Source organism: Arthrobacter sp. LT660 (assembly GCF_056172845.1).
The window spans coordinates 148,418-175,257 of record NZ_CM149651.1; the positions used below are offsets into that span (position 1 = coordinate 148,418).

Genomic DNA, 26,840 nt, shown 5'->3' on the forward strand with positions numbered 1-26,840 from the left:
CCGGAATCCCGAATCACCGCACTCAGCATCCCCAAACGACCAAGCATTCCCAAGCGAAGGGCCCGTCCACCGTGGAGTCACCCACCCGCCAGAGCGCCATGGACACGGCGCCGCTCGACGACGCAGAGGTCGGCCGCCTGCGCGCGGACTTCACCATCCTCGGCCGGTCCATCAACGGCGCGCCGCTGGTGTACTTGGATTCGGGCGCGACATCCCAGAAGCCACAATGCGTGCTCGAGGCCGAGCAGCACTTCTACGAGTGCTTCAACGCGGCCGTCCACCGCGGTGCCCACAGCCTCGCTGTCGAGGCGACAGACATCTACGAGGACGCGCGCGAAACGGTAGCCGCCTTCGTCGGCGCCGCGACGGACGAACTCGTGTGGACGTCCAACGCCACCGAGGCGCTGAATCTCGTCACGTACGCGTTCTCGAATGCGGCGGCCGGTCGCGGGGGCCCCGCAGCGGAGCGCTTCGCGCTGGGCCCGGGCGACGAGATCGTCGTCACCGAGCTCGAGCACCACGCCAACCTCATCCCGTGGCAGGAGCTCGCCTTCCGCACGGGCGCGACGCTGCGCCACATCCCGGTCGACGCCGACGGCGCGCTGCGCATGGACCTCGCCGCCGACGTCGTGGGACCGCGCACCCGTGTGCTGGCTTTCACGCATGTCTCGAACGTCCTGGGTACGGTCACCGACGTGCCCGCGCTCGTGGCGCTGGCCCGAGGAGTGGGGGCACTGACGGTCCTCGACGCGTGCCAGTCGGTCCCTCACCTGCCGGTCGACGTCCGCGAACTCGACGTCGACTTCATGGCCTTCTCCGGCCACAAGATGCTGGGTCCGACCGGCATCGGCGCCCTGTACGGGCGCCGGGAGCTGCTCAACGCCATGCCGCCCTTTCTTACGGGAGGTTCCATGATCACCACTGTCACCATGGAATCCGCGCAGTACCTTCCCGCGCCGGCGCGGTTCGAGGCGGGAACGCAGCGCGTCTCGCAGGCGGTGGCCCTGGCGACGGCGGCCAGGTACCTTTCCGAGGTCGGCATGGACCGGATCGCCGCCTGGGAGTCCGCTCTCGGGGCGCGCATGGCCGAGGGCCTGGCGTCGATCCCGGGCATACGCCAGTTGGGACCCGCCGGCGTGGAGCGCATCGGCACCGCGGCCATCGACGTCGACGGGGTTCACCCGCACGACGTCGGCCAGTTCCTCGACAGCCGCGGCATCGCCGTCCGTGTCGGCCACCACTGCGCCCAGCCGCTGCACCGCGCGTTGGGCGTCACGGCCAGCACGCGCGCCAGCACCTATCTCTACAACACCGCCGACGACGTCGATGCGTACCTCGAGGCCGTCGCCGGCGTTCGCCCGTTCTTCGGAGTCAACGCATGAGCGGCCTGGAACAGCTCTACCAGCAGATCATCCTCGACCACGCGAAGCGCCGCGAAGGCGACGGCCTCGTGGAGGCCGATCCGGGCCACGCGTGGGGGGAGTCGCACCAGCACAACCCGATCTGTGGCGACGAGATCCGCCTGCGCGTCGAAACCGACGGAGCGCGTGTTGCACGGATCAGCTGGGAGGGCAACGGCTGTTCGATCTCCATGGCCTCCGCGTCCGCGCTGACCGAGTTGTCGGACGGCGTGGACGGCGTCGAACTCCTGGCGATGGTCCAGGAGTTCCGTGAGGTGATGCGGTCGCGCGGGACGCGGGAAGCGGACGAGGAAGTGCTCGGGGACGCGGCCGCGTTCTCCGGCGTCTCGAAGTTCCCCGCCCGCGTCAAGTGCGCCATGTTGGCCTGGGTGGCCGCCGAGCAGGCGCTGTTGGCGTCCAACGGGACCGCCGCGGAGCCCGCCGAACGCGCCTAGTAGACCGCTGTTCGCGCTACTCGAAGAGGTCCGGGACGCCGTCCTTGTTGGCGTCGACGCGCTCGCGTTGGGCGATGTCACGGTAGCGCTTGTCCCGGGGACGGAGCCACAGGGAGCCCAGCACCGCCGCGAGCAGCGAGCCCACGAGAATGGCGACCTTGGCGTGCTCGTAGTGCGGCGATTCCAGGCCGAAGCTGAGCTCCGACACGAGCAGCGACACGGTGAATCCGATCCCGCCCAGTAGCGTGACCCCGAACAGGTCGCCCCAGCGGGTGTCCGGATCCAGGTTGGCGTGGCGGGTTTTGGTGACCAGCCAAGTGGAACCGAGGATGCCGATCGGCTTGCCCAGGAGCAGCCCCGCCACGATTCCCCAGACCACGGGGTCCCCGAGCGCGCGCCCGATGCCCTCCGGACCGCCAATGGTGACGCCCGCGGAGAAGAAAGCGAACAGCGGAACGCAGAAACCGGCGGAGAGCGGGCGGAAGCGGTGTTCGAACGCCTCCGCGAGCCCGCGGCCGTCCGCGCCGTCCCTGCGGCGCACGGGGACGATGAAACCGAGCACGACGCCGGCGATGGTCGCATGGACGCCGGATTCGTGCACCAGCGCCCACGCGATGACACCCAACGGCAGCAGGATGAGCCATGCCGCCCATGGGCGGCGTCCGAAGAAACGCTGACCACGCTGGGAGAGCGCCGCGAACAGTGCTATCGGGACCAGGGCGAACAGGAGGAATTGCGGTTTCAGGTCGGAGGTGTAGACGAAGGCGATGATCACAATGGCGATGAGGTCGTCGACGACGGCCAGGGTGAGCAGGAAGATCCGCAGCGCGGACGGTAGATGTGAGCCGATGACGGCCAGCACGGCCACCGCGAAGGCGATGTCCGTTGCCGTGGGAATGGCCCAGCCGCGGAGCGTCTCGCCTCCGGTTGACGCGTTGAGGGCGAGGTAGATCAGGGCGGGAACCAGCACTCCGCCGAAGGCGGCCGTGACGGGGACGATCGCCCGGCTGAACCTATTGAGGTCGCCGATGACGAATTCCCGCTTCAGCTCCAGCCCCACGAGGAAGAAGAACACGGCCAGGAGGCCGTCCGAGGCCCAGTGCCCCAGGCTGAGGTCGAGATCGAGCCAGGGCACGGGGATGGAGACGTGCAGGTCGCGCAGGGCGAAGTAGGAGGCGGCTGCCGGCGTGTTCGCCCAGATGATGGCCACGGCAGCGGCGACGATCAGCACCAGTCCGCCGATGGTTTCCTTGCGCAGGATCTCGGAGATCCGCAGGTGCTCCGTGTAGCTGGAACGGCGGAAAGCCGTATCGGAGGACAGCTGGATGGGCGGCTTGGTGGGTGGCTGGTTCATGGCTGTTCCTGGCTCTTCGTAAGATCGGTCCGTCGGGACTAGCGGCGGTCGAGCCAAGCCTGGGCCTGCCGCGCCTGCAGCCCCAGGGCCTTGCCGAGGAACGGCTCGGCGGCGGCCGCGATCTTGCCGCCGAGGAACGGGATTCCGGACTTCACGTCCCCGGTCAGTTCAACGGTCGTGGATTCGCCGTCGGCCACCAGCCGTTGCACGGCCTTCACCTCGACGGGGGCACCGGCGACGTCCATCGTGATGTCCACCGTGCGGCTCCCGTCTGCCGCGGGAGCGGACCACGACTCGTGCTGGGTGATGCTGAGCGTCTGGCCCACGAACTTCCGGACCATCTCCGGCAGGCGGTCCGTGGGGACGGAGCGCACCACGGTGGCCTCGAACGCCTGGGCCACCGGTCCGCTGACCGTGAACTCATCGAGGGTTCCCCCGACCTGGCCGCTGACGTGCTCCACGAAGTCGCGGTCCGCGAACACCTCCGCGACGCGGCTGGCCGGGTAGTTGACGGTGGTGCTGGCGCTCAATGCCACGGTGGCTCCTTCGGGTGGGGTTCGGCACGCTGGGGGAGCCGACGTCGGTTGCTGTGTCCATGCTACGGTCCCCGCGCGGTGCACCCCCACCGCAGACCCCGCGACCCACCGAGGGAGGCCGTGGGGACGGGCGGAAGCGGTAGGCTGGAGCGGTGCCCCGGACTCCTCAAGGATCCCGGGTATTTGTGTTGTCCGCCGGCCCCGGAAGGAACCCCCATGGCCCTCACAGGTCTTCGTACCGCCCTTGCGGCCGATCCCTCCTACGCGCGGGTTCGCGCGTACGCCACGAACCCTTTCGGGACGCGCAGCCAGGACCTCGAGGTCGCGGCACCCGCGGGACTGCGCGCGGCGCTGGTGGCAGAGGCCGTCGACGGACTCGAAGCCGGTGGCAACGGCGGGGCGGACGGCGGGGCGGACGGCGCGGGAGCCGCCATCGTGTTGGCCGTGACGGCGACGGGTCGGGAAACCGAGGACCTGGCGGCCGCATTGCGCTCCTACCTCCCGCCCGGCGCCGTAGCGGAGTTCCCGAGCTGGGAGACCTTGCCGCACGAGCGGCTCTCGCCGCGGTCGGACACCGTGGGGCGCCGGCTCGACGTCCTGCGCCGCCTCAAGCACCCCGACGGGACGCTGAAAGTCGTGGTGGCGCCGGTCCGCGCCGTCGTGCAGCCGCTCGTCGACGGCCTCGGCGACCTCAAGGCCGTCCGCCTGCGCACCGGGGAGGAGAAGCCGTTTGGCGATGTGGTCCGGGAGTTGGCGGACGCCGCCTACTCGCGCGTGGACATGGTGACGCATCGCGGCGAATTCGCCGTCCGCGGAGGCATCCTCGACGTCTTTCCGCCCACCGAGGACCACCCGGTGCGCATCGAGTTCTTCGGCGACGAAGTCGAACAGATGCGGTGGTTCGCCGTAGCGGACCAGCGTTCGCTGGACCCCGATGGCGCGGAGGGCGCCGGGCCCGTCGAGCTGTTTGCGCCGCCGTGCCGCGAGCTGCTCATCACCCCGTCCGTCATGTCCCGGGCCGCGAAGCTCCTCGGTGCGATGCCGGCTGCGGCGGACATGCTGGAGAAGATAGCCGGCGGCATCGCGGTGGAGGGCATGGAGTCCCTCGCCCCCGTTCTCGTCGACGCGATGGTTCCGTTTGCCGCCCAGCTGCCGGCCAACTCGATCGCCATGGTCATGGAGCCGGAGCGGGTGCGGGCGCGCGCCCACGACCTTGCGGCCACCAACGAGGAGTTCCTGGCCGCGGCCTGGTCCACGGCGTCCGACGGCGGAGCGGCGCCGGTGGACCTCCTGCAGGCCGAGGGGCTGACCGCCGCGCTGGACCAGGGCAACTTCGCATCGCTGGCGGACACCCGCGCCACCGCGCTGCGGTCCTTAGTGAGTTGGTGGTCCGTCACGTCCCTGGGGCTTGACGGGGAACTGGTCCTGGACGTGGACAGCATCAGGGTCGGCGCTCGCGAGCCCCGCGGGTACCAGGGCGACGTCGCGGAGATGATGGAATTCATCGGATCCCGCGTCAGGGACGACTGGCGCGTGGTGGTGGTGACCGACGGCCCTGGACCGGCCCAGCGGCTCGCCGAGCTTTTCCACGACGCCGCAATCCCGTGCCATCGCGTCGAATCGCTGGACGCCTCCCCCCAGGAGGGTCTGATCGAGATCACCACGGCGGTCGCCGGACGGGGGTTCGTCCTCGACGGACTCAAGCTGGGACTCCTGACGGAAGCCGACCTGCTCGGGCGCTCGAGCGCGTACTCGGCCAAGAGCGGACGCAAGTTGGCGGCGAAGCGGCGCAACGCCGTCGACCCGCTCCAACTCACCGAGGGCGACTTCGTGGTTCACGAACAGCACGGCATCGCCCGGTTCGTGGAACTGATGCAGCGCAAGGTCGCCGGCGGCTCCGGACCCGAAGCCATGCGCGAATACCTGGTGCTGGAGTATGCGCCGTCCAAACGCGGGGCCCCCGGGGACAGGCTGTTCGTTCCGACCGACCAGCTGGACCAGGTGACGCGCTACGTCGGGGGCGAAGCGCCGTCGTTGTCCAAGATGGGCGGCTCCGACTGGTCCCAAACGAAGTCCAAGGCGAGGCGCGCCGTCAAGGAAATCGCGGGTGAGCTGATCCGCCTCTACTCCGCGCGTATGGCCTCGCGCGGGCACTCCTTCGCGAAGGACACCCCGTGGCAGCAGGAACTGGAAGAGGCGTTCCCGTTCAACGAGACCCCGGACCAGTTGACGACCATCAACGAGGTCAAGGCGGACATGGAGCGGGAAATCCCCATGGACCGGCTGGTGTCCGGCGACGTCGGGTTCGGCAAGACCGAAATCGCCGTGCGCGCGGCTTTCAAGGCCGTTCAGGACGGCAAACAGGTCGCCGTTCTGGTGCCCACCACCTTGCTGGCACGCCAGCACCACGAGACGTTCGCCGAGCGGTTCTCCGGGTTCCCGGTGCGCGTGCTTTCCCTGTCCCGATTCCAGAGCGCCAAGGAGTCCAAGGGGATCATCGAGGGACTGAAGAACGGCTCGGTGGACGTGGTGATCGGCACGCACCGGTTGTTGTCCCAAGAGGTCCAGTTCAAGGACCTCGGGCTGGTCGTGGTCGACGAGGAACAGCGTTTCGGCGTGGAGCACAAGGAAGCGCTGAAGAAGATGCGCACCAACGTGGACGTGCTGGCGATGTCGGCGACGCCGATCCCGCGCACGCTGGAGATGTCGCTGACGGGTATCCGCGAGACGTCCACGCTGGCGACGCCGCCGGAGGAACGCCATCCGGTGTTGACGTACGTCGGCGCCTACACGGATAAGCAGGTCACCGCGGCCATCCGCCGCGAACTGATGCGCGAGGGCCAGGTGTTCTTCGTCCACAACCGGGTGTCGTCCATCGACTCGGTCGCCGCGAAGCTGCGTGAGCTGGTCCCCGAGGCGCGGGTCGAGGTGGCGCACGGGAAGATGAGCGAGGCCCGTCTCGAACAGATCATCGTGGACTTCTGGGAGCGGAAGTTCGATGTCCTGGTCTCCACGACCATCATCGAGACCGGGCTGGACATCTCCAACGCCAACACGCTGATCGTGGACCGCGCGGACGCCTACGGACTCTCGCAGCTCCACCAGTTGCGCGGCCGAGTGGGCCGCGGACGCGAGCGCGCCTACGCGTACTTCCTTTGGAACGCGGAGAAGCCGTTGGGGGAGGTTGCCCTGGAGCGGCTGAAGGCCGTCGCCGCCCACAACGAGCTGGGGTCAGGCTTCCAACTCGCCATGAAGGACCTTGAGATCCGCGGCGCAGGAAACCTGCTCGGCGGCGAGCAGTCCGGGCACATCGCCGGCGTCGGATTCGACCTCTACATCCGGCTGGTCGGCGAGGCCGTAGCCGACTTCAAGGGCGACGCCGAGGAGAAACCGGCGGACATGAAGATCGAATTGCCGGTCAACGCGCATCTGCCGCACGATTACGTGCCGGGGGAGCGGCTGCGCCTCGAGGCGTATCGGAAGCTGGCGGCGGCCACGGACCGCGAGGGCATCGACGCGGTCGTGGCCGAGCTGGTGGACAGGTACGGGGAGCCGCCGGCGCCCGTGGTGAACCTGGTGGAGGTCGCCCGGTTCCGTGTGCGTGCCCGTGCCGCCGGACTGACCGACGTCGCGCTGCAGGGCAACTTCATCAAGTTCGCCCCCGCCAACCTGCCGGAATCCAGGGAGCTGCGCCTGGCGCGGATGTACAAGGGCGCGCAGCAGAAACCCGCGCTGAACGCGATCCTCATTCCCAAGCCGAAGACGGCCGCGGTCGGGGGCAGGGACCTCGCGGACGCGCAGATGCTGGAATGGGCCGGCGGCGTGCTGAAGGCGGTCTTCGAGGACTAGCCGTATCGTCCGCCGGGCGGCAGCGGTGGACGGCAGGAACCCCCGCACCCGCGGATGCGCGGTGGCGGGGGCTCCTTGCGTCCGGCCCGTTTGCCGCTATTTCGCGGCTGCCGCTAGCTGCCGGTGGCCGGGCCGCTGGGCGTCGCTCCGCCTTCGCTGGACCAGTCGGTTCCGGTGTCCGCGGCATGCGCGGGGTCGGACACGTGGTCCGTCGCGCCGGCCGAGCCGCCGAAACCCGTCGAATCGGACTTGCCGGTGGTCTCGCGCACCTTGTGTGCCACGTTCGACGCGGCGGCGCCGACGGCGGCGCTGACCTCCGGGGCCTTCTCCTTGATCGTCTCGCCCAGGCCGTTCAGCTTGTCCTGGGTGCGGGGATCCTCCCAGAGCTCGCGGGCCTTGACCTTCATCTTGTCGTAGGACTCGCGGCCCGATCGTGTGCCGAAGATGTATCCGGCAGTTGCTCCCGCAAGGAACGTAAAGATTCGCATTCCAGTCCTCCTGTGGTCGTCCGGGCCCTGGTTCGGGCCCCGCAAACCACCCTAGCGCCAGTGGAGCGGTGCCGCCACGGATGGCCCGCAACGTCGCCGCATACCTTCGCAACATCGCCGCAAACGACGGAAGCCCCGCCGAAAAGGCGGGGCTTCCGTCGAAAGCACCTGTCCCGCGCAGGGCGAATGACGCGCGCGGGATCGGGCTACTTGGTCCGCGCGACCGCCGCGGCCTCGGCGCGCGCCGTTTCCAAGCTGTCCGAACGGCCCAGGATCGCCTGCGGAATGCCGAAGGCGAGACCCGCGAGCACCAGGCACACGATGCCCGGGACCCAGGCGTTCTCGAGCGTCCAGAAGGACAGTGCGTAGAGGGACCCGCAAAAAAGGACGAAGAACACGGCAAAGGCCACGAAATTGCCCACGAAGTTTCCCTGCCCGGAATAGGCCTTGTTCTTGCCGTCTGAATACACAGCGATTCTCCTTGTTAATGCGCCGGCGGAGCTGTCCGCGGCGCCCGCGTCAGTAGCCTGCGGCTCCCTGTTCTCCCTCTACAATAGCAACACCCGAGCTGGCTCCGAGCCGTGTTGCGCCCGCCGAAAGCATGGCCCGCGCGTCCTCCAGCGAGCGGACGCCGCCGGAGGCCTTGACGCCGATGTCCGGACCGACGGTCTTGCGCATCAGTGCCACGTCGTGGATCGTGGCGCCGCCTCCGGCGAAGCCGGTGGAGGTCTTGACGAAGTCCGCCCCGGCCGCCACGGAGGACTCGCAGGCGAGGACCTTCTCGTCGTCGGTGAGGAGCGATGTCTCGATGATGACCTTGAGGATCGCGCCGCCCTGGTGCACCGCGGCGGCGACGCCGGAGATGTCGTCCACCAGCGCTTCGCGGTCGCCGCGCTTCGCGGCCGCGATGTCGATGACCATGTCGATTTCGGCGGCCCCGTCGCCGACCGCCGCGGCGGCCTCGAACGCCTTGGACGCCGTCGTCGTGGCACCGAAGGGGAACCCGATGACCGAGCAGGTCAGCACGCCGCTGCCGGCCAACGCCTGCGCGACGGTGGCGACCCAGAGGGGGTTCACGCAGACCGATTTGAAGCCGTACTTGGCCGCTTCGGCCGCGATCCGCAGGACGTCGTCGCGGGAGGCGTCCTGCTTGAGCAGGGTGTGGTCGATGTAGCCGGCGATGTCAGAGGCCGGGGTGGTTGCGTTCTGGCTCGAGGGCATTCGTATCTCCTGGGTGGTGGGGTGGGCGTGGTGCCCGGGTCGTCTCCAGCGGTTGGGCTTCTATAGGCCCAGTGCGTCGCCCACGTCGGCGCGGACCGCCGCCAGACGCGCGCCGGCAACGGCGCGGGCATCCGGAAGCTCGTCCGCCGAGTAGACCGGCGAGACAACCTCTAAGTAGCACTTCAGTTTCGGTTCCGTGCCGCTGGGGCGCACGATGACGCGGGTGTCGTCCGCCGTCATGAACAGCATGCCGTCGGTGGGGGGCAGCTCGCCACCCGGGAGGGACAGGTCCCGGATGTCGACGACCTCCGATCCGCCCAGGGACTCGGGCGGCCGCGACCTGAGGCGGCCCATCATGGCCCCGAGCAGGTCCAGCGAGTGGACCCGCACAGACAGTTGGTCCGTCAGGTGCAGGCCGTGGTGCAGTGCGAGCTCGTCCAGCGCGTCCTGGATGGAGCGGCCGTCGGCCTTCAGGCCGGCCGCGAGCTCGGCGACCAGGAGAGCGGCGGACATTCCGTCCTTGTCGCGGACGAGGTCCGGTGCCACGCAGTATCCCAGCGCCTCCTCGTAGCCGTACGAGAGCTCCGGAACGCGGGAAATCCACTTGAAGCCCGTCAGCGTGGTGTGCTGGTCGATGCCGTGTGCCTGCGCAATGCGTCCCAACTGGCGGGAGGAGACGATGGAGTTCGCGAACGTCGCCACGCTGCGGTCCGGCGTGGATCCGGCAACGCAGGGCGCGGCCAGCCGCTTCGCCATGTGGGCGCCGAGCAGCGCGCCGACTTCGTCGCCGCTGAGCATGCGCCATCCCGTTTCCGCTCCGGTGTCTGCTCCCGGGACGGCGACGGCGCACCGGTCCGCGTCCGGGTCGTTGGCTATGACCAGATCCGCGGCTTCGGCTTCGGCCTGGGCCAAGGCCAGATCCATGGCGCCGGGCTCCTCCGGGTTCGGGAAGTCGACCGTGGGAAAGTCGGGATCCGGCTGCGACTGCGCGCCGACGACGCGTACGTCGTCGAAGCCCGCTTCCGCGAAGATCCGGGTCATCGTTTCCCCGCCGACGCCGTGCAGTGACGTCAATACGATCCGCAGGTCGCGTGCGGGCCAGTTCCCGGCGTCGGCCAGTGCGGCGACGTCGGACACATACCGCGCCTGGATGTCGCCGTCCTCGCCGGCGCCCGGCAGGACCGTCCAGCCGGATCCGGCGAGGGGGATCGACGACAGGGGGGCGCGGTGGTCGATCCGGCCGGCGATGTCGCCGTCCATGGGCGCTACGATCTGGGCTCCCTGGCCCGCGCCTGCCACGGCGCGCCCGCCGAGGTAAACTTTGTAGCCGTTGTCACGCGGCGGGTTGTGGCTGGCCGTCACCATCACGCCCGCATCGCAGGCCAGCGCCCGCACGGCCCACGCGAGCACTGGCGTGGGCAGTTGCGACGGCAGGAGCAGCGTCTCGATGCCGGCGGCCGTGAAGACTGCCGCCGTGTCGAGGGCGAACACGTCCGAGTTGTGGCGGGCATCGAAGCCGATCACCGCGCGCGGCTGGTAGGCGCCGGCGGCGGAGTGCAGGAGGAAGTCGGCCAACCCGGCGGCGGTGCGCCGGACCACCGCGCGGTTCATGCGGGCGGGCCCGGCGCCCAACGGCGCACGCAACCCGGCTGTACCGAACTCCAGCGGTCCGGCGAACCTGTCGGCGATCTCGGACGCGGCGGCGTCGGCGGCCACGCCGCCACCCGCGGCGGTTGCGTCCAAGACGCGCAGTTCATCGGCGGTGGCGTGGTCGGGATCCTCTTTGATCCAGAGTTCGACGGCGGCGGCGAGTTCCGCGGAAAGAGCGGTTGGGTGACCCACGGCGCTAGATCCGGTCGACGATGTCGGCGAGGAGCCGCGAAATCCGCGGTCCGGCGGTCTGGCCGGCCTCGATGACTTCGCCGTGGCTCAGGGGAACGGGGCTGATCCCGGCGGCGAGGTTGGTCACCAGCGAGATGCCGAAGACCTCCAGCCCCGCGTGGCGCGCGGCGATGGCCTCGAGGGCCGTGGACATGCCCACCAGATCGGCGCCGATGGCCTTCGCGTATCGGACCTCGGCGGGGGTCTCGTAGTGCGGCCCGGTGAACTGGGCGTAGACGCCTTCATCCAGGGTCGGGTCCACGGAGCGGGCGATGTCCCGCAACCGCGCGGAATAGAGGTCGGTCAGGTCGACGAAGGTCGCGCCTTCCAGCGGGGAGGCGGCCGTCAGGTTCAGGTGGTCGCTGATCAGCACGGGGGTGCCTGGCGTCCAGTCCTCGTTCAGGCCTCCGCAACCGTTCGTCAGAACCAGGGTCTTGCAGCCGGCGGCGGCGGCGGTGCGGACGCCGTGCACCACCGCGCGGACGCCCTTGCCCTCGTAGTAGTGCGTGCGTGCGCCCAACACGAGGATGCGGCGACCCGCCGGGGTCAGCACGGACTTGATGATTCCGGTGTGGCCCACGACGGCCGGAGCGTGGAACCCTGGGACGCCGTCGGCGGGAAGCGAGTGGGTTGTCTCGCCGAGTAGTCCGGCCGCCTCGCCCCAACCGGAGCCGAGGACCAGGGCGGTGTCGTGCAGCCGGACCCCTGTTTGATCGGCGATTGCTGCGGCGGCCTCGTTGGCCAGGGCAAAGGGATCGTTGTGTTGTTCGGTCACGGGAACAATGTACCGGGAACCCGGCCCCCTACGTGGAACCACCACTGGTGTGCAAGTTTCCTACGCTTGGTGAAGAATGGACTCTCGTGACTGCTCAACACGATTTCAGCGCCCATCGGCTAGTGATCCTCGGAGGTGGCCCCGGAGGCTACGAGGCGGCGATTGTCGGTGCGCACCTGGGTGCGCAGGTGACGATCGTCGAGCGCGACGGCATGGGGGGAGCGGCGGTGCTCACCGACGTCGTGCCCTCCAAGACGCTGATCGCGACCGCGGACGCGATGCGCCGGGTGTCCGGAGCGCGCAACTTCGGCGTCCGCACCGGCGACGTGACGGATGCGACGGCGGACCTCGGCGTCGTGAACGCGCGACTTCTGGCCCTGGCGCGCGACCAGTCGTCCGACATCCATACGGGACTCGAACGCGCAGGCGTGCGCGTGGTCATCGGCAGCGGCAGGCTGATCGACAACAATACGGTGCACGTCCAACGCCCGGACGGATCCGAGCAGACGCTCGACGCCGATGCCCTCCTCCTCGCCGTGGGCGCCCATCCACGCGAGCTCCCCACGGCCAAGCCCGACGGCGAACGCATCTTCACGTGGACCCAGGTCTACAACCTCAAGGAGATTCCGGAGCACCTGATCGTCGTCGGTTCCGGCGTCACCGGCGCGGAGTTCGCGTCCGCGTACAACATGTTGGGCGCCAAGGTCACGCTGGTCTCCTCGCGTGACCGGGTCCTGCCGGGCGAGGACGCCGATGCGGCACAGGTCCTCGAGGACGTCTTCCGCGAAAACGGCCTCAACGTCGTGGCGAAGTCCCGAGCGGCGGCCGTCGAACGCGTGGGTGACGGCGTGCTCGTGACCCTTTCCGACGGCCGGACGATCGACGGCAGCCACTGCCTGGTCGCCGTCGGCGGCATCCCCAACACAGCCGACATCGGCCTTGAGAACGCCGGTGTCGCGGTGACGGACAGCGGGCACATCAAGGTCGACGGCGTCTCGCGCACCACGGCACCGAACGTCTACGCGGCGGGCGACTGCACGGGCGTGTTCGCCTTGGCCTCGGTGGCCGCGATGCAGGGACGGATCGCCATGGCCCACCTGCTGGGGGACAGCGTGCGCCCGCTGAAGCTCAACGAGGTGTCGTCCAACATCTTCACTTCCCCGGAGATCGCCACGGTCGGAGTGACGGAGCAGCAGGTCAGGGAGGGAAAGTACCAGGCGGACATCATCAAGCTCGACCTGGCCACCAACGCGCGGGCGAAGATGATGAACGTGACCGAGGGCTTCATCAAGATCATCGCGCGCAAGGGCTCCGGGTCCGTGATCGGGGGAGTGGTGGTCGCGCCGCGCGCATCCGAGTTGATCTTCCCGATCGCCCTCGCGGTGCACAAGCGGTTGCACGTCGACGACATCGCGGAGACATTCACCGTGTACCCGTCCATCAGCGGCTCGGTCTCCGAGGCCGCGCGGAGGTTGCACGTGCACGTGTAGTTCACGGTCCGTCTGCGCCTCCAGGGTGTCCACTATCTGGACAAAATGTCCAAATAGTGGCGGGTGGGCCTAGTATCACTAGGCATCCATCGACCCTTGTTCGGAGAGAGGCCACTACCGTGTCCAGTCCCGCCACCGCAACGGCACCGAAGAAAAACACGCGCGGCCGCGTGATCTTCGCCAGCCTCATTGGCACCACCATCGAGTTCTACGACTTCTACGCATACGCCACCGCCTCCGTGCTGGTGTTTCCCGCGCTCTTTTTCCCCAATGCGACCAACATCAATGCCATCCTGAGTTCCTTTGCGATCTTCGGCGTGGCCTTCGTTGCGCGGCCCGTGGGTTCAATCCTGTTCGGCCACTTCGGCGACAAATTCGGGCGCAAGGGCACGCTGGTGGCCTCGCTGCTCACCATGGGCATCGCCACGTTCCTCATCGGTTTCCTTCCGGCGGCGACCGGATCGTTCGTTGTCCTGGCGCCGTTGATGCTCGTCATCCTGCGCTTCTGCCAGGGCCTGGCCCTCGGCGGCGAGTGGTCCGGGGCGGCCTTGCTGGCCACCGAAAACGCGCCCCCCAACAAGCGCGCCATCTACGGCACGTTCCCGCAGCTGGGCGCCCCGCTCGGCTTCATCCTCGCCAACCTGCTCTTCGTTGCGCTGCAGCTGACGCTGTCCGACGAGGACTTCCTGGCGTGGGGCTGGCGCGTGCCGTTCATCCTCTCCGCGGTCCTCGTCGCCGTGGGCCTCTACATCCGCCTGAAGCTGGTCGAGTCCACGTCCTTCCAGAACGTCGTCAAGGCCAAGAAGGTCGCCAAGTCCCCGATCAAGGACACCTTCAAGTACCACTGGCGCCCCGTCGTCGCCGGCACGTTCATCATGTTCGCCACGTACGTGCTGTTCTACCTGATGACCTCGTTCACCCTGACCTACGGAACGGCTCCCAGCGACCCGGCCGTGGCCGCGGCTGCCGCGGAAAAGGCCGGGAAGACCTTCGACGCCGCGTCCTTCGTCCCCGGGCTCGGCATCGCGCGGCCCGAATTCCTGTGGATGCTGATCCTTGGCGTCGTCTTCTTCGGCATCTTCACCGTGGTATCGGGGCCCCTCGCGGAGCGCTACGGACGCCGCAAGTTCCTCATGGCCGTCTCGATCGGCATCCTGGTCTTCGGCGCGTGCTGGACGCTGTTCTTCGGACCCGGCCAGGGAGCCGCGATGGCCGGCCTGATCATCGGCTTCACCCTGATGGGCCTGACCTTCGGTCCGATGGCGGCGATCCTTCCCGAGCTGTTCCCGACCAACGTCCGCTACACCGGCTCCGCCGTCGCCTACAACCTTTCGTCGGTGATCGGTGCCGCCCCGGCTTCGTTCGTGGCCATTGCCCTGTGGCAGTCCGGCGGCGGGAACACCGTCTGGGTCGGCGTCTACCTCGCGGCGGCCGCCGTGTTGACGCTGATCGCCCTGTGGATGACCGCCGAAACGCGGGACCGCGACTACGAGAACAACATCTCCTAAAGTCAACCAACGAAGCGGCGGCGGTCCCCGAGGGGGCCGCCGCCGTTTCAGTGCGTGCTACTGACCCACCCCCTGCAATCCGAGGGTCGTCGGAACGGGCTCGACATTCGTGGCCGTGCCCTCCGATGCCTCGGAGACGAACTGCTGCGGTGCAGTCTCACCGTCGGTGAGCGTCGCGATCACCTGGACCGGCGAACCGGCCTCGGCCGCCGTGATGTTGAACTCTCCGGTGTCGTTGGCCTGGGTGGTGATGGCCACCTGGTCTCCGGCTTCGTTCAGGGCGATGACCTGGAGTTCGAACTGTGCGGTGGTTCCGTCGGCCACGGCGCCCTCGTTCAGCGTGGTGGTGAGTGTTTCGCCCACTTCCGGGGTCCCGATGGCGCCGGGATCGACGGTCACCTCGTTGAGCTGGAGGGTTGCCAGCGCCGGGGTGGTGAGATCCACGAGGACGCCGTCGCCGAACTGCAGCTGCTCGACGTTGCGCAGGTAGTCCGTGCGTACCTCCGGCTCGAGGACGCTGGCCACCTGGACGACCCCATCGGGATTCGTGGTGATGAGGTAGTCCGTTCGCGGACCGGCGTAGACCACCGTGTCGTTGCCCGTGCCCTCGGTGTTCTGCAGCCGGCGCTCGATCGACAGATCGGTCGGGTTGAGCGTGCGGTTGAAGATGCGCGCCTGGTAGGCGGAGACGTTGTTTTGACGCTCCGTCACCACTCCGTTTGCATCGCGCAGGACCACGTTGACGTCCAACCAGGCGTCGCCGTCGACGAAGTTGCTGCCTCCCCGGGGTTCGATGGAATCGTCGCCCGCGCCGCCGAAGAGGATGTTGTTGTTCATGTCCTCCTCGGTCTCCGGGGTGTCCTCCAGGAACCTCGTTGCGTAGACCGGGCTGGGGCCGCCACCGAGGATTTCCCGGAGTCCGTCGACGCGGTCCAGGTGGGCCTGGGTGAGTCGATGTCCGTAGCCGAGCTTGTCGATGTTCGGATCCTCAAAGGCGTCGACACTCGCGTTGCCACGGATGACGTCGTTCCCCGAACCACCGGAGAACCCTTCGACGTGCAGGAAGCGGTCGATGATCGCCGACTCGGGGCCGGGCACGATCTGGATGGTGTCCAAGTCGTTGCTGACCGCGAGGCTGGCTCCGTCGTAGGTGGTCCAGTCGAAGCCGAGCATGCCGCCGAAACGGTCCGTTCCGGGTCCGCCGACCATGATGTCGTCGCCACCTTCGGCGTCGTGGTCGTTGTTGCCGGTCCGACCGACGGTCACGTCGTGGCCGCCGTGGTAGAGGCCCGGATCGTTCATCATGGTGTTGCTCAGGTCGCCGACCAGGAGATCGGCGTTGTTTCCGCCGTCGATCCAATCGTCGCCCTCGTCGCCGCGGAGGTTGTCGCGGCCCGTCGAACCCAGGATGAAGTCGTTGTCCAGTCCGCCGAAGACCGTTGCGGCGTCCTGTCCACCCACGATGTAGTCCTGACCCGAACCACCGAACAGCAGGTCGCCGATGCCCGGGCCACCGTTGATGGCGTCGTGGCCGGCCTCCCCCTGGATCCGGTCGTCGCCGAAGAGATCCGTGAGGATGTCGTCGCCGTCGCCGCCCATGATGGCGTCGTTTCCGTCGTCACCCTCGATCCGGTCGTTGCCGCCGCGGCCCCAGATGGAGTCGTCGCCGAGTCCGCCGCGGATGGTGCTTGCGGCGTCGGTGTCCTGGATGACGATATGGTCCGCACCATTGAAGCGCCAGCCGGCGGTCACGCTGCCGGTGAGTCCGGCAGAGTTCAGTTCCGCCTGGGGGCTGTCCAGGTTGAACGTCAGTTGCGGCGACGCGAACACATCGTGCGGAACGCGGTCCGCCGTCGTGTTGCGCAGCACCAGCTGGGACAGCGAGTTTGCCTCCAACGTGTGGAAGAGCGTGTTGCCCAGGTTGCGGTTGAGGTAGTAGAACCGGTCGCCGTTCTGCAGGTCCTCAAGCTGCTGCTCGAAAACGTAGTTGAACGTCGCGCCGAGCATGCCGCCGAAGATGTAGGGCTTCTCGGCGAGTCCGCCCATCCACAGGTCCACTTCGTTGAGCCCGGTGTCGGCCGCGGCGGCGTTCATGAACGCCGTGTCCGCCGCCAGCGCCTGGCCGGCGGAGCGCTTTGCGGCCAACGTCGTCGCATCGGCCACGGTGGGGTGGGTGCCGTAGGCGGCGATGAAGTTCCCGATCGATTCCGGGTTCTTCATCGAGAGCCGGAAGTCCTCCCAACTGTCGTAGGGAGCCAGCTGCGGATCCCCGCTCTGCTGGAAGAACGTCGCGCGGGCAGCCTGCATCCCGGGGACGCCGGTGTCGCGGGCACGTGCGATGTTGATGGCCGGCAGGTCCAGTGGCAGACCGAGCAGCTTATTCCGAAGCGTGTCTGTGACGAACTCGTCGATGCCGTTGGCGGTTTGGTTGGCCAGGCCCTTGAGGATGCCCCCAGCTGACTCGTCCGCGCTGATGGTGGTTCCGTCAGGTGCCGTCCGGAACGCCGTCGGATTCAGGAAGGCGTCCAGCAGCGGAACCTCGGTGATGACACCGTTGTGCTCGCGCGGAACGTTCTCCCGTAGCAGCGAGTGCCCGAACCGGTACACCGAGTGGGCGAACTCCGCCCGGATCGACGAGTTCACGTCGGGCTGGTATGAGTTCTCGTTCAGCACGACAGGATCGATGTTCGGCTGGATGCGGCGGGCGAACTCCTCGAAGACGAGGTGCTGGTACTGCATTTCGGTGAAGAACCGTGCCGCCTGGAAAAGCCGTTCGCCGTAGTTCCAGAAGCCAGCGGCCTGGTAGCGGGCCAACAGTTCGGGCGGCATCTCGGTCTCTAGGACGTTCTGGATCTGATCCATCACGCGGTTGTGCTCGGAGTGGAACACGTGGTGCACGGAGGTGAGACCGATGTTCTCGTTGCCGCGGCCGTCGCCGGTGATGAAATGCTGGCCCAGCGACGCGTTGTCGTAGCCGGGGATCTGTGGACCCGTGGGGTCCGCCGGGTTGGCGACCATCCGCGGCGTGGCCCCGTGGGCGATGTCGTCCAGGAAGGACGCGTTTGCCGTCAGGGAACCCTCGGTGGAGATCGGCGCCGCCGGGTTGCCCTCGCGGAGCCCGTCCGCGAAGGCGAGCTGCGCCCGGCCGTTCGCGCCGAGGAGCAGGTGGCCGTACGGGTCCGTGGCGATCAGCGGAACATCGAGGACGTCGAAGTCGTCCAGTTCGATGCCCAGGACGGTTCGGGCCTGGTTCTTGACGTCGTTCCAGGTCGGCAGTCCTTCACCGCTCGCCCCGTTGAGGATTTTTCCGGTGGGCACCGGGCTTCCGTTGGCGATCGTGTACTCGCGCATGAACGCCTGGTGGGAGGCGTGCGAACCGTAGGTCTGGTTCTGGTCCACGAACGGGGTGGTGCGGTTGATGTGCTCGCGGGCACCGCCGTCGTTGTTGATGGTTGCGCGCGTGAGGGTCAGGAAGTTGGTCCGTGCCCCCTCGACGTATAGCGGATCGTCCGGCTGGAGCGGGATGACCACCGTGCCGTTGCCGCCCTTCGAAACCAGGTCGAGGCCGTGGTCGAAGAACTGCCCGAAGATGGTGAACAGGCTTGTTGCCGAGGCCGAAAGCCCCTCATCCGTGGCGATGTCCGGGATGACGATGTTGTTCCCAACGACACTGGTGGCTGCTTGGGTTTCGAACGCATCCGCTATGTTCCCGACGCCGTTCGCGGGCCCGATAACGATGATGTTAGAGGCGGCGAGCCGGTTGAGTTCGGCGAGGACGGCCGACCCGGCGATGCCGTTTTCCGGAACCAAGAGGACCGGGGCGCCTTGGTGGGCCGCAACCGGGGCGATGGCCATCGCGTCGGCGAAAGCGACTCCGGTGACCACGTAGACCGTATCCACCGGAGGCGTGAATGATGCCTGGGACAGCAAGGCCGCTGTCTCGTAGCGAGTCGCTCCCCCAATACGGGTGACCGTGGAGCCGGGTAACGTGTTCCGGAGCTGCGTCTCCACGGCGGGATCGATAGCCACCGGTCCGCCGACGACGACCACTTCGGTCGGCGACAGTCGGACGAGTTCGTCGATGGTGGCCTGCGGCATAGAAGTGACATTGGTGAGCAGGACGGGATGGCCGTCGCGGGCCGCCACGCTGCCGGTGGTGAGGGCGTCGGGAAAGTTGAATGCCGTTGTCAGATAGACCTTGGTGACGCCACCATCGGGATGGCTGCGCAGGCTGAGTGCGGCCGCGGTGTCGAAGCGGGTAGCACCCGCGACGCGCGTGACTGTCGTCGTAAACGATCCCAAATCCGTGAAGACCTGGTCGCTCACGGCAACGGGACCGCCGACCACGACGATCTCCGCCGGCGCCAAACGGGTCAGTTCGGCAGACAAGTCAGCGGGTAGGGGACCAGTGCTGGGCACCATAAGCAAAGGCCCGCCCTCGGCTTTGGCTGCGGTGGCTGCGGTCATTGCATCGGCGTAGTCGTTGTCACGGGAGATGTAGACGACAGGTGCCCCATCCGGGAACGCCTCGCGGCTGATCGCCACGGCGTCGCTGAACTCGCTGGTTCCTGCGAGTCGACTTGCAACCGCACCGGTCTCGCGATGGCTCCCTTCGACCCGGTTCATCACCTCTACCGCGGCCGCGTTGTTGACCGTTTGGTCGACAATCAGGTTGCTGATGGTGCGCGGGTCCGAGTCGTAGACGAAGCCCTGGGTTTGGTTATAGGACGTCGCGGCGCCGGGATTCGGCGAGTTGTTGCCCGGCGCGAAGGGCGGCGTGACGTCCGCGTCCTTGTATTCCGCCTTTAGCAGGCGGGGGAAAACCTCTTGCGCGGTTCCGTAGCCGTCCTGAGCCGGAAGGAGGTTGTTCCAGCGGCCGTCGACCGTCCGCAGACCGTAGGGCATCGTGGGCGAACCCACGCAGTATCCCTGCGAATCCCGGTAGGTCTGGGTCGCGACGTCGAAGGTCTTGCCGGGCAGGCACAGAGGCGAATCATTGGGATCCGTCAGGGTGGCCTCGGCGTGGTCCTCCGAGATGTCGATTTGCTTGATGATGAATTCCAGGTCGCCCTGCGTGACGTTGAAGTCCTGACCCGGAGGTGGTGCGGCGATGGCGCCTTGCGCCGGTGCGAGGATGCCGGCCGCTACCAACGCGGTCGCGACAGCCAGGACACCGGCCTTTTGACCTGGTTTCCCAGGCCCCTTCCCAAGATTTTTCAATTTTTTCTCCCCAATTGCGTCGGTCCGGCGCTTAGTCGCCATTGGACCGTGCGAACCCCCGCGGAATCGAGCCCCCCAAGACGGAATAAATCCGTCAAGGCCGATACCCCCAAGTGGCCTTAACTATGGTGATGCGTGTGGCGTTTGTAAATACCGCAGGCAAAATCTTTCCGGAGTCTTTCGCAACGCGAATCGGGTGGCACATCGTTCGGTTCGCGCACACGAAAACGGGGCGGCTTCCCGAGAGGGAAACCGCCCCGCCAACCGGCGAAAGACGGGAGGTCAGCCGTCGGTGATGCTCGCCAAAACGGCACCGGCGGCAACCGTGTCGCCGGCCAGGGCGGACAGGCCGGAGACGACTCCGGACCTGTGTGCCGTCAGCGGCTGTTCCATCTTCATGGCCTCGAGCACTACGACGAGGTCCCCCTCCGCGACGGTGTCCCCGTCCGCGACGGCAACCTTGACGATGGTTCCCTGCATGGGGGACTCCAGATCGTCGCCGGAAGCGGCGGCCGTCGCGGTCCCGCGCTGCGCGCGTTTCTTCTTGGGCTTGCCGGCCGCGCGGCCGGAGGACCCGTTGGATCCGCCGAGCCCCGCCGGCAGGACGACCTCGAGGCGTTTGCCCCCCACCTCGACCGTGACGCGCTGCCGCTCGCCGGCGTCGGCCTCTTCGGCGGCACCGGCAGGGGACCAGGCCACGATGCGGTTGTCGAACTCGGTTTCGATCCAGCGAGTGTGGACCGTGAACGGACCCTCGTCCGGGACGAACGCGGCGTCCGCCATCACCGCCCGGTGGAACGGGACCACGGTGGGCATGCCCTCGATCACCAGCTCCTCCAGCGCGCGGCGGGCGCGCTGTGCCGCCTGGGAGCGCGTTGCGCCGGTGACGATCAGCTTGGCGATCATGGAGTCGAAGTTGCCGGAGACCGTCTCGCCCTGCTCCACGCCCGAGTCGATCCGCACGCCGGGTCCCGTCGGGAAGCCGAGTGTGGAGATGGTGCCGGGTGCCGGCATGAAGTTGCGGCCGGCGTCCTCGCCGTTGATGCGGAATTCGAAGGAGTGGCCGCGGACCTCGGGATCCGTGTAGCCGAGCTCCTCGCCACGGGCGAGGCGGAACTGCTCGCGGACCAGGTCGATCCCGGTGACCTCTTCGCTGACGGGGTGCTCGACCTGAAGCCGGGTGTTGACCTCCAGGAAGGAGATGACACCGTCCTGACCGACGAGGAACTCGCACGTGCCGGCGCCGACGTAGCCGGCCTCGCGCAGGATGGCCTTGGATGCCTGGTAGAGGCGTGTGTTCTGTTCGTCCGTGAGGAAGGGGGCGGGGGCCTCCTCGACGAGTTTTTGGTTGCGGCGCTGGAGTGAGCAGTCGCGGGTGGAGACGACGACGACGTTGCCGTGGACGTCGGCCAGGCACTGGGTTTCGACGTGGCGCGGGGCGTCGAGGAACCGCTCGATAAAGCACTCGCCGCGGCCGAACGCCGCGGTGGCCTCGCGGACTGCGGATTCGTACATCTCCGGGATCTCTTCGCGCGAGCGCACCACCTTGATGCCGCGGCCGCCTCCGCCGTAGGCCGCCTTGATGGCCAGCGGCAATCCGTGGTGGTCCGCGAACTCGAGGACCTCCCGGGTGCTGGAGACCGGGTTCTTGGTGCCGGGAACCAGCGGGGCCCCCACCTTTTCCGCGATGTGGCGCGCCTGGACCTTGTCGCCGAGCTGCGCGATGGCCGCTGGAGGGGGGCCGACCCACACCAGCCCCGCGTCGACGACCCGCTGGGCGAACTCCGCGTTCTCGGAGAGGAAGCCGTAGCCCGGATGGATGGCGTCCGCTCCGGACCGGGCGGCGGCGTCGAGGATCTTGTCCATGACCAGGTACGAGTCCGCCGCCGTCGAGCCACCGAGCGCGTAGGCCTCGTCGGCGAGGCGCGTGTGCAGGGAATCGATGTCCGGCTCCGCGTAGACGGCAACTGAGGCGATGCCCTCGTCGCGCGCCGCTCGGATGACGCGTACTGCGATTTCGCCGCGGTTGGCGATGAGGACCTTGGTCAAGGGGGTCATGGCGGGGTTATCTCCTTCACGTTGCTCTGTTGGAGCCTACCTGCGCTTGTGGGGTTTCCACGTCAGCGACCGGCGGGTCCCGTGCGTCCGGCAGCGGTTTTTGTAGGGTCCCTACAAAAGGTGTGCCGTCGCCGAATTCAGGCACGTGCGTGGAAAGCGGTCCCGCGCGAGGGAATGCGGTGCACGCGCGAGCCATGGTTCTCGTCCTCCCCAGGCCTTGGGGCGCCGCATCTTTTGCACAGCGGCCTCCGAAGACGGCGATCGGGTGCGACGGGCGGGACTCACCTATGTCATCTCGGAGCAAACCATCCGTATAGGATCCGCCGAACCGGCGGTCCTCTGCAGGGGTCTGAATCCAGGCAAGGGGATGCAGCTATCGGCCGGGTCGGAGGAAGGGCAGCTACCGGCGCATCGAGGCTGACTACTCCCAGAGGTCCGTCACGGACAGCTCCGCGGAGGACAACAGTTGCCGCAACGTGGAGACGGAGAGCCCGACCACCGCGTTCGGATCGCCCTCGACGCGGTGCACAAACGCCGCGCCGCGGCCGTCGATCGTGAAGCCGCCGGCGCAGGGGAGCGGTTCACCGGAAGCCACGTACGCCTCGATCTCCGCGTCGCTGGCGTCGACGAAGGCCACGGTCGCGGAAGCCACCGCGCCCACGGTCGCCCCGGTTCCGCCGTCGCCCGGTTCGTCGCTGCGGTTGTCGATCAGCCAGTGGCCGCTGTGCAGCACGCCGGACTTGCCGCGCATTGCCCGCCAGCGTTCCGCGGCGACCTCGGCCGTGTACGGCTTGCCGTACGCGACACCCTCGAACTCGAACACCGAATCGCAACCCAGCACGACGGCGCCGTCCGCGTCCTGGAGCGCGGCCACGGACTCGGCCTTGGCCCGCGCGAGCAGCAGCGCAGTGTCGTGCGCATCCGGTTTCCCCAGACGTTCGACCGCGTCGCGCAGCACCGCGTCCTCGTCGACGTCGGACACCACGACGTCGTAGGCGATGCCGGCATCCGTCAGGATCCTGGCGCGGCCGGGGGAGGCGGAGGCCAGCACGAGCAGCGCAGCCTCGGGATGCCCGGAAGGCCCTGCTGCCGTCGGGTGTGCGGACTGCTCGGGTTTCGGCGATTCACTCATGCGTCAACCGTAGCCCGCCGGTCGGTGCCGACGTTGCCGTCGTGGTCGTCGAAGAACCAGCCGGAGTCGTCGTCGGAGGAAGCCTCGCGGTCCGGGTCGCGGAGACCGGACGCGGCATCGAGATTGGCGCCCTCCACATCCACGTCCGGAAGGATCCGGTCCAGCCACCGTGGGATGTACCAGGCCTTGTCGCCGAGCAGGTACATGACCGCGGGAGTGAGAGTCATCCGGACGATGAAGGCATCGAACAGCACGCCGACAGCCAGGGAGAAACCGATGGCGCGGATCATCGTCAGGTGCGAGAACACGAACCCGGCGAACACGCTACCCATGATGAGCGCGGCGGCCGTCACCACGGGGGCCGAGTGCGCGAACCCCGAGCGCACGGCCGCGCGGGCGTCCTGCCCGTGGGCATAGGCCTCACGCATCGCGGAAACCAGGAACACCTGGTAGTCCATGGCCAGCCCGAACAGGATGCCCGTCAGCAGGATGGGCAGGAAGCTCATGATCGGCCCCGGGGTCTCGACGGCGAGCACGGACCCGAGCCACCCCCACTGGTACACCGCCACGGTGGCGCCGAACGCGGCCATCAAGGAGAGCAGGAAGCCCGCGGTCGCGACGACGGGAACCACGACCGAGCGGAACACGAGCAGCAACAGGATCAGCGAGAGTCCGACGACGATCGCCAAGTACGTGGGCAGCACTTCGGCGAGGCGTTCGGAGACGTCGACCTGCGCCGTGACCTGGCCCGTCAGTGCGATCGAGGATCCGGTGTCCGCGCGGATGCCGTCCGCGGCCGCGCGCAGCGTGTGGACGAGTTCCTCGGTCGCCTCGCTGGCGGGCCCGTCCCTCGGAATCACCTGGATGACCCCGACGGTGTTGGCGTCGTTGACGGCCACGGGCACCGCGGCGACCACGCCGTCGAATCCGCGGAGCGCGTCCGCGACGTCGAGATTGGCCTCGGTGGCGCCCCGGGCGTCGAGTCCCTCGGGCAGGTCGGCGACGACGATGACCGGCCCGTTGTAGCCGCCACCGAAGCTGTCGCTGATGTGTTCGTAGGCCTGGTGGGCACTGGACTCGACGGGTTCGGCGCCGCCGTCCGGAAGGGCGGTGCGCATCTGGGCCGCCGGAATCGCAATGATGCCGAGGACCAGGATGGACACCGCGGCGGTCAGCCAGGGGCGTCGGGTCGCCACGGCGCCCCAGCCGCGGGCTTCGTCGTCGTTCCCGGAGCGCGTGGCCTTTCCCCGCTCCGCCTTCGCCCAGGCGCGCTTGCCGATCAGCCGCGTCCCGATGATCCCGAGCAGCGCCGGGGTCAGGGTGAGCGCGATGAGCACGGCGACCGCGACGGTGAAGGCCGCGGACAGTCCGAGAACGGAGAGGAACGGCAACCCGGGAACCGCCAGGGCCGCGAGCGCAATCACCACGGTCAGGCCGGCGAAGACGACGGCGTTGCCGCTGGTTCCCGTGGCGCGGCCGATGGATTCCTCCAGGTCCATGCCGTCCAGCAGTTGGCGGCGATGGCGGTGGACGATGAACAGGGAATAGTCGATGCCCACGGCCAAGCCGAGCATCAGCGCCAAGGCCGGCGTAATGGACGCCATCTCGATGGCGCTGGACAATGCCAGCGTGCCGCCGACGCCGGCCGCGACGCCGAGCACCGCCATGACCAGTGGCAGCCCGGCCGCGATCAGTGTCCCCAGCATCGCCAACAGCACGGCGGCCGCGACGGCCAAGCCAATGACCTCCGCCATGCCGAACATGGAGGACAGGTCCTGGACGATCTCCTTGGAGTAGTAGGCCTCCACGCCTTGGGCTTCCGGTGCCGCCGCGATTTCCTGGATCGCTGCGCGGGTCTCGGCTGTCAGCGAATCAGTGCTGCCCACGAAGGTGAGGCTGGCCGCGGCCGTGGTTCCGTCGGCGGAGACGAACCGCATGCCCTCGGTGGAAGCGGCCTGGCGCTCGCCGAGGGCGAGTTGTTCCTGCCCCGCTTCGAGATCGCGGGCACCGTCCGCGAGCTTCCGCTCGGCCGCGGGGATCTCCGCGGCCCGCTGGTCGAGGGTCCTCTCGCCCTCGGCCAGCTTGGTTTCGGTGGCGGCGATCTCCCGGTCGCCCGCGGCCAGCTTCGCCCGGTTGGTTTCAACGGCGGCGGCGCCTTCCTTCAGCGTGGCCTCCCCGGCGCGGACACGCGCGGCGGCGGCGTCGAGCGTGGACTCGTTCGCTCCGAGTTCCGCCCATCCGGAAGACAGGTTCTGCTTGGCAACGGCAAGTTCGGCGCGGCCCGCGGCCAGTTCCCGTTCCTTGACGGACAGGGTCTGCCGCGCATCGTCCAATTGCGCCGATCCGGCATCGAGCCGCTCTTTGGACGCGGTTAAGGCGTCCAGTCCGTTGCGGCCCACCTTGATGGATGCCTGCCGGGCGGCGACCCCGTCGCGTTGGGCGACGATCTCCCGTTCGTCCGGCATCCCGGCAATGCGGGCATCGATGGCGCCGAGGCGTTCCTCGCGCTCCGCCGGTGTCAGGTTCTGATCCGATTCCACGGATTCGCGTTGCGCCCGCAAGGCGTTCAGGGCGGTCTCGGTCGCGGTCAACCGCGCCGTGGCGTCGTTGACCGCCGACTGGCCATCGTCCAGCTTCCCGTCGGCCGCAGACAGGGAATCGACGTCGAGCTGCGCCAGAAGTCGGGCCGCCCCGGCTTCGTATTGCCGGCTGCCATCGGCCAGTTCGCTTTCACTCCGTGTCAGCCGGGCTTGTCCTGCGGTCAGCCGCTCGGCGCCGGAAGCGATCCTGGCGGAGCCGGCGTCGTAGTCCCGCTGGCCGGCGACGAGTTTGGCCCGTCCGGCCTCCAACCGGTCGACGCCGTCGGCGAGTCGCGCCTTCGCCGCGTCGAGCTCGTGCTGCCCGACCGATAGTTCGGCGGCCACCGCCGTCAGCTGGCCGCGGCCGTCCTCCAGTTCCACCTTGCCGGCAGCCAGTCGTTTCTGGCCGTCCGTGAGCTGCTTGCGGCCGTCGGCGAGCTGCCTTTTGCCGTCGTCCAGCTGCCGCCGTCCGTCGTTGAGCTCGTTGCGCCCGTCAGCCAGCATGCGGCGGGCATCCGCCACCTCGTCCTGTGCCCCGTCGAGGTCCGACTGCAGCTTGAAGGGGTCGCGGATCTCCCGGACGCCGTCAACTCCCCGAAGCCGATCCAGCGCCGCGGCGATCGACGTTCTTTGGCTGCCGGTGAACTCGCTGCCGTCCGTGGTCCGGTACACGATGGAGCCCGTGCCGCCGGCGAACTCCGGGAGCTCCGTCTTGAGCCGGTCCAGCGTCCGCTGGGTTTCCGTTCCGGGAATCGTGAACGAGTTGATCAGGGTGCCCATGAAGGCTCCTGCCGCGCCGCCGATCAGGACGAGGATCAGGGCCCAGGCGGCCACAAACCGCCAGCGGCGTCGGTAGGCGAGCCGTCCGAGTCGGTAGAGGAATGTCGCCATGGC

The 26,840-nt window shown here is 68.3% G+C and carries 16 protein-coding genes; 5 read left to right on the forward strand and 11 right to left on the reverse strand.

Annotated elements, in window-relative coordinates; genetic code table 11:
- Positions 1–98 precede the first annotated feature (98 nt).
- Complete coding sequence (locus AC0QSG_RS00720) at positions 99–1,382, forward strand: SufS family cysteine desulfurase (RefSeq protein ID WP_475377348.1); 1,284 nt, start codon at positions 99–101, stop codon at positions 1,380–1,382.
- Positions 1,379–1,855, forward strand: a complete 477-nt coding sequence (gene sufU / locus AC0QSG_RS00725) for a Fe-S cluster assembly sulfur transfer protein SufU (RefSeq protein ID WP_475376325.1) — start codon at positions 1,379–1,381, stop codon at positions 1,853–1,855. Before AC0QSG_RS00720 ends, sufU begins: the two co-directional genes overlap by 4 nt.
- A 16-nt stretch (positions 1,856–1,871) precedes the next feature.
- On the opposite strand, the gene nhaA is transcribed toward sufU, so the two are convergent.
- Both nhaA and AC0QSG_RS00735 read right to left on the reverse strand, forming a co-directional pair.
- Positions 1,872–3,209: a Na+/H+ antiporter NhaA gene (nhaA, locus tag AC0QSG_RS00730; RefSeq protein WP_475376326.1), complete on the reverse strand. Its 1,338-nt coding sequence runs from the start codon at positions 3,207–3,209 to the stop codon at positions 1,872–1,874.
- A gap of 38 nt (positions 3,210–3,247) precedes the next feature.
- Positions 3,248–3,745: a DUF2505 domain-containing protein gene (locus AC0QSG_RS00735; RefSeq protein WP_475376327.1), complete on the reverse strand. Its 498-nt coding sequence runs from the start codon at positions 3,743–3,745 to the stop codon at positions 3,248–3,250.
- Positions 3,746–3,961: 216 nt separating this feature from the next.
- Here AC0QSG_RS00735 and mfd point away from each other — a divergent pair, with 216 nt between their 5' ends.
- Positions 3,962–7,594: a transcription-repair coupling factor gene (gene mfd / locus AC0QSG_RS00740; RefSeq protein WP_475376328.1), complete on the forward strand. Its 3,633-nt coding sequence runs from the start codon at positions 3,962–3,964 to the stop codon at positions 7,592–7,594.
- Positions 7,595–7,707: 113 nt separating this feature from the next.
- On the opposite strand, the gene AC0QSG_RS00745 is transcribed toward mfd, so the two are convergent.
- From AC0QSG_RS00745 to AC0QSG_RS00765, 5 genes are all read right to left on the reverse strand, one after another.
- Entirely contained in the window at positions 7,708–8,082 is a 375-nt protein-coding gene (locus AC0QSG_RS00745) for a YtxH domain-containing protein (protein WP_435725767.1), read from the reverse strand.
- Positions 8,083–8,288: 206 nt separating this feature from the next.
- Positions 8,289–8,552, reverse strand: coding sequence for a hypothetical protein (locus AC0QSG_RS00750; RefSeq protein WP_435725768.1), 264 nt, complete (start codon positions 8,550–8,552; stop codon positions 8,289–8,291).
- Positions 8,553–8,601: 49 nt separating this feature from the next.
- On the reverse strand, positions 8,602–9,303 hold the full coding sequence (gene deoC, locus AC0QSG_RS00755; protein WP_475376329.1) for a deoxyribose-phosphate aldolase: 702 nt from the start codon (positions 9,301–9,303) through the stop codon (positions 8,602–8,604).
- A 60-nt stretch (positions 9,304–9,363) separates the two neighbouring features.
- Positions 9,364–11,145, reverse strand: a complete 1,782-nt coding sequence (locus AC0QSG_RS00760; protein ID WP_475376330.1) for a phospho-sugar mutase — start codon at positions 11,143–11,145, stop codon at positions 9,364–9,366.
- 4 nt (positions 11,146–11,149) lie between these two features.
- A complete protein-coding gene (locus AC0QSG_RS00765) occupies positions 11,150–11,959 on the reverse strand; it encodes a purine-nucleoside phosphorylase (protein ID WP_475376331.1) in 810 nt (269 codons plus the stop codon).
- A gap of 86 nt (positions 11,960–12,045) precedes the next feature.
- Between AC0QSG_RS00765 and AC0QSG_RS00770 the strand changes: the two genes are divergently transcribed.
- Together AC0QSG_RS00770 and AC0QSG_RS00775 are read left to right on the forward strand one after the other, a co-directional pair.
- On the forward strand, positions 12,046–13,449 hold the full coding sequence (locus AC0QSG_RS00770; protein WP_475376332.1) for an NAD(P)H-quinone dehydrogenase: 1,404 nt from the start codon (positions 12,046–12,048) through the stop codon (positions 13,447–13,449).
- 119 nt (positions 13,450–13,568) lie between these two features.
- A complete protein-coding gene (locus AC0QSG_RS00775) occupies positions 13,569–14,957 on the forward strand; it encodes an MFS transporter (protein WP_475376333.1) in 1,389 nt (462 codons plus the stop codon).
- A gap of 57 nt (positions 14,958–15,014) precedes the next feature.
- Here AC0QSG_RS00775 and AC0QSG_RS00780 read toward each other — a convergent pair whose 3' ends face one another.
- From AC0QSG_RS00780 to AC0QSG_RS00795, 4 genes are all read right to left on the reverse strand, one after another.
- The gene (locus tag AC0QSG_RS00780) at positions 15,015–20,108 is read right to left on the reverse strand and encodes a peroxidase family protein (RefSeq protein WP_475376334.1); all 5,094 of its coding nucleotides are present in this window, start codon (positions 20,106–20,108) and stop codon (positions 15,015–15,017) included.
- Between the two features lie 351 nt (positions 20,109–20,459).
- The gene (locus tag AC0QSG_RS00785; protein WP_475376335.1) at positions 20,460–22,235 is read right to left on the reverse strand and encodes an acetyl/propionyl/methylcrotonyl-CoA carboxylase subunit alpha; all 1,776 of its coding nucleotides are present in this window, start codon (positions 22,233–22,235) and stop codon (positions 20,460–20,462) included.
- A 421-nt stretch (positions 22,236–22,656) separates the two neighbouring features.
- Positions 22,657–23,367: a Maf family protein gene (locus AC0QSG_RS00790; protein WP_475376336.1), complete on the reverse strand. Its 711-nt coding sequence runs from the start codon at positions 23,365–23,367 to the stop codon at positions 22,657–22,659.
- Complete coding sequence (locus tag AC0QSG_RS00795; protein ID WP_475376337.1) at positions 23,364–26,837, reverse strand: MMPL family transporter; 3,474 nt, start codon at positions 26,835–26,837, stop codon at positions 23,364–23,366. Before AC0QSG_RS00795 ends, AC0QSG_RS00790 begins: the two co-directional genes overlap by 4 nt.
- Between the last annotated feature and the right edge of the window lie 3 nt (positions 26,838–26,840).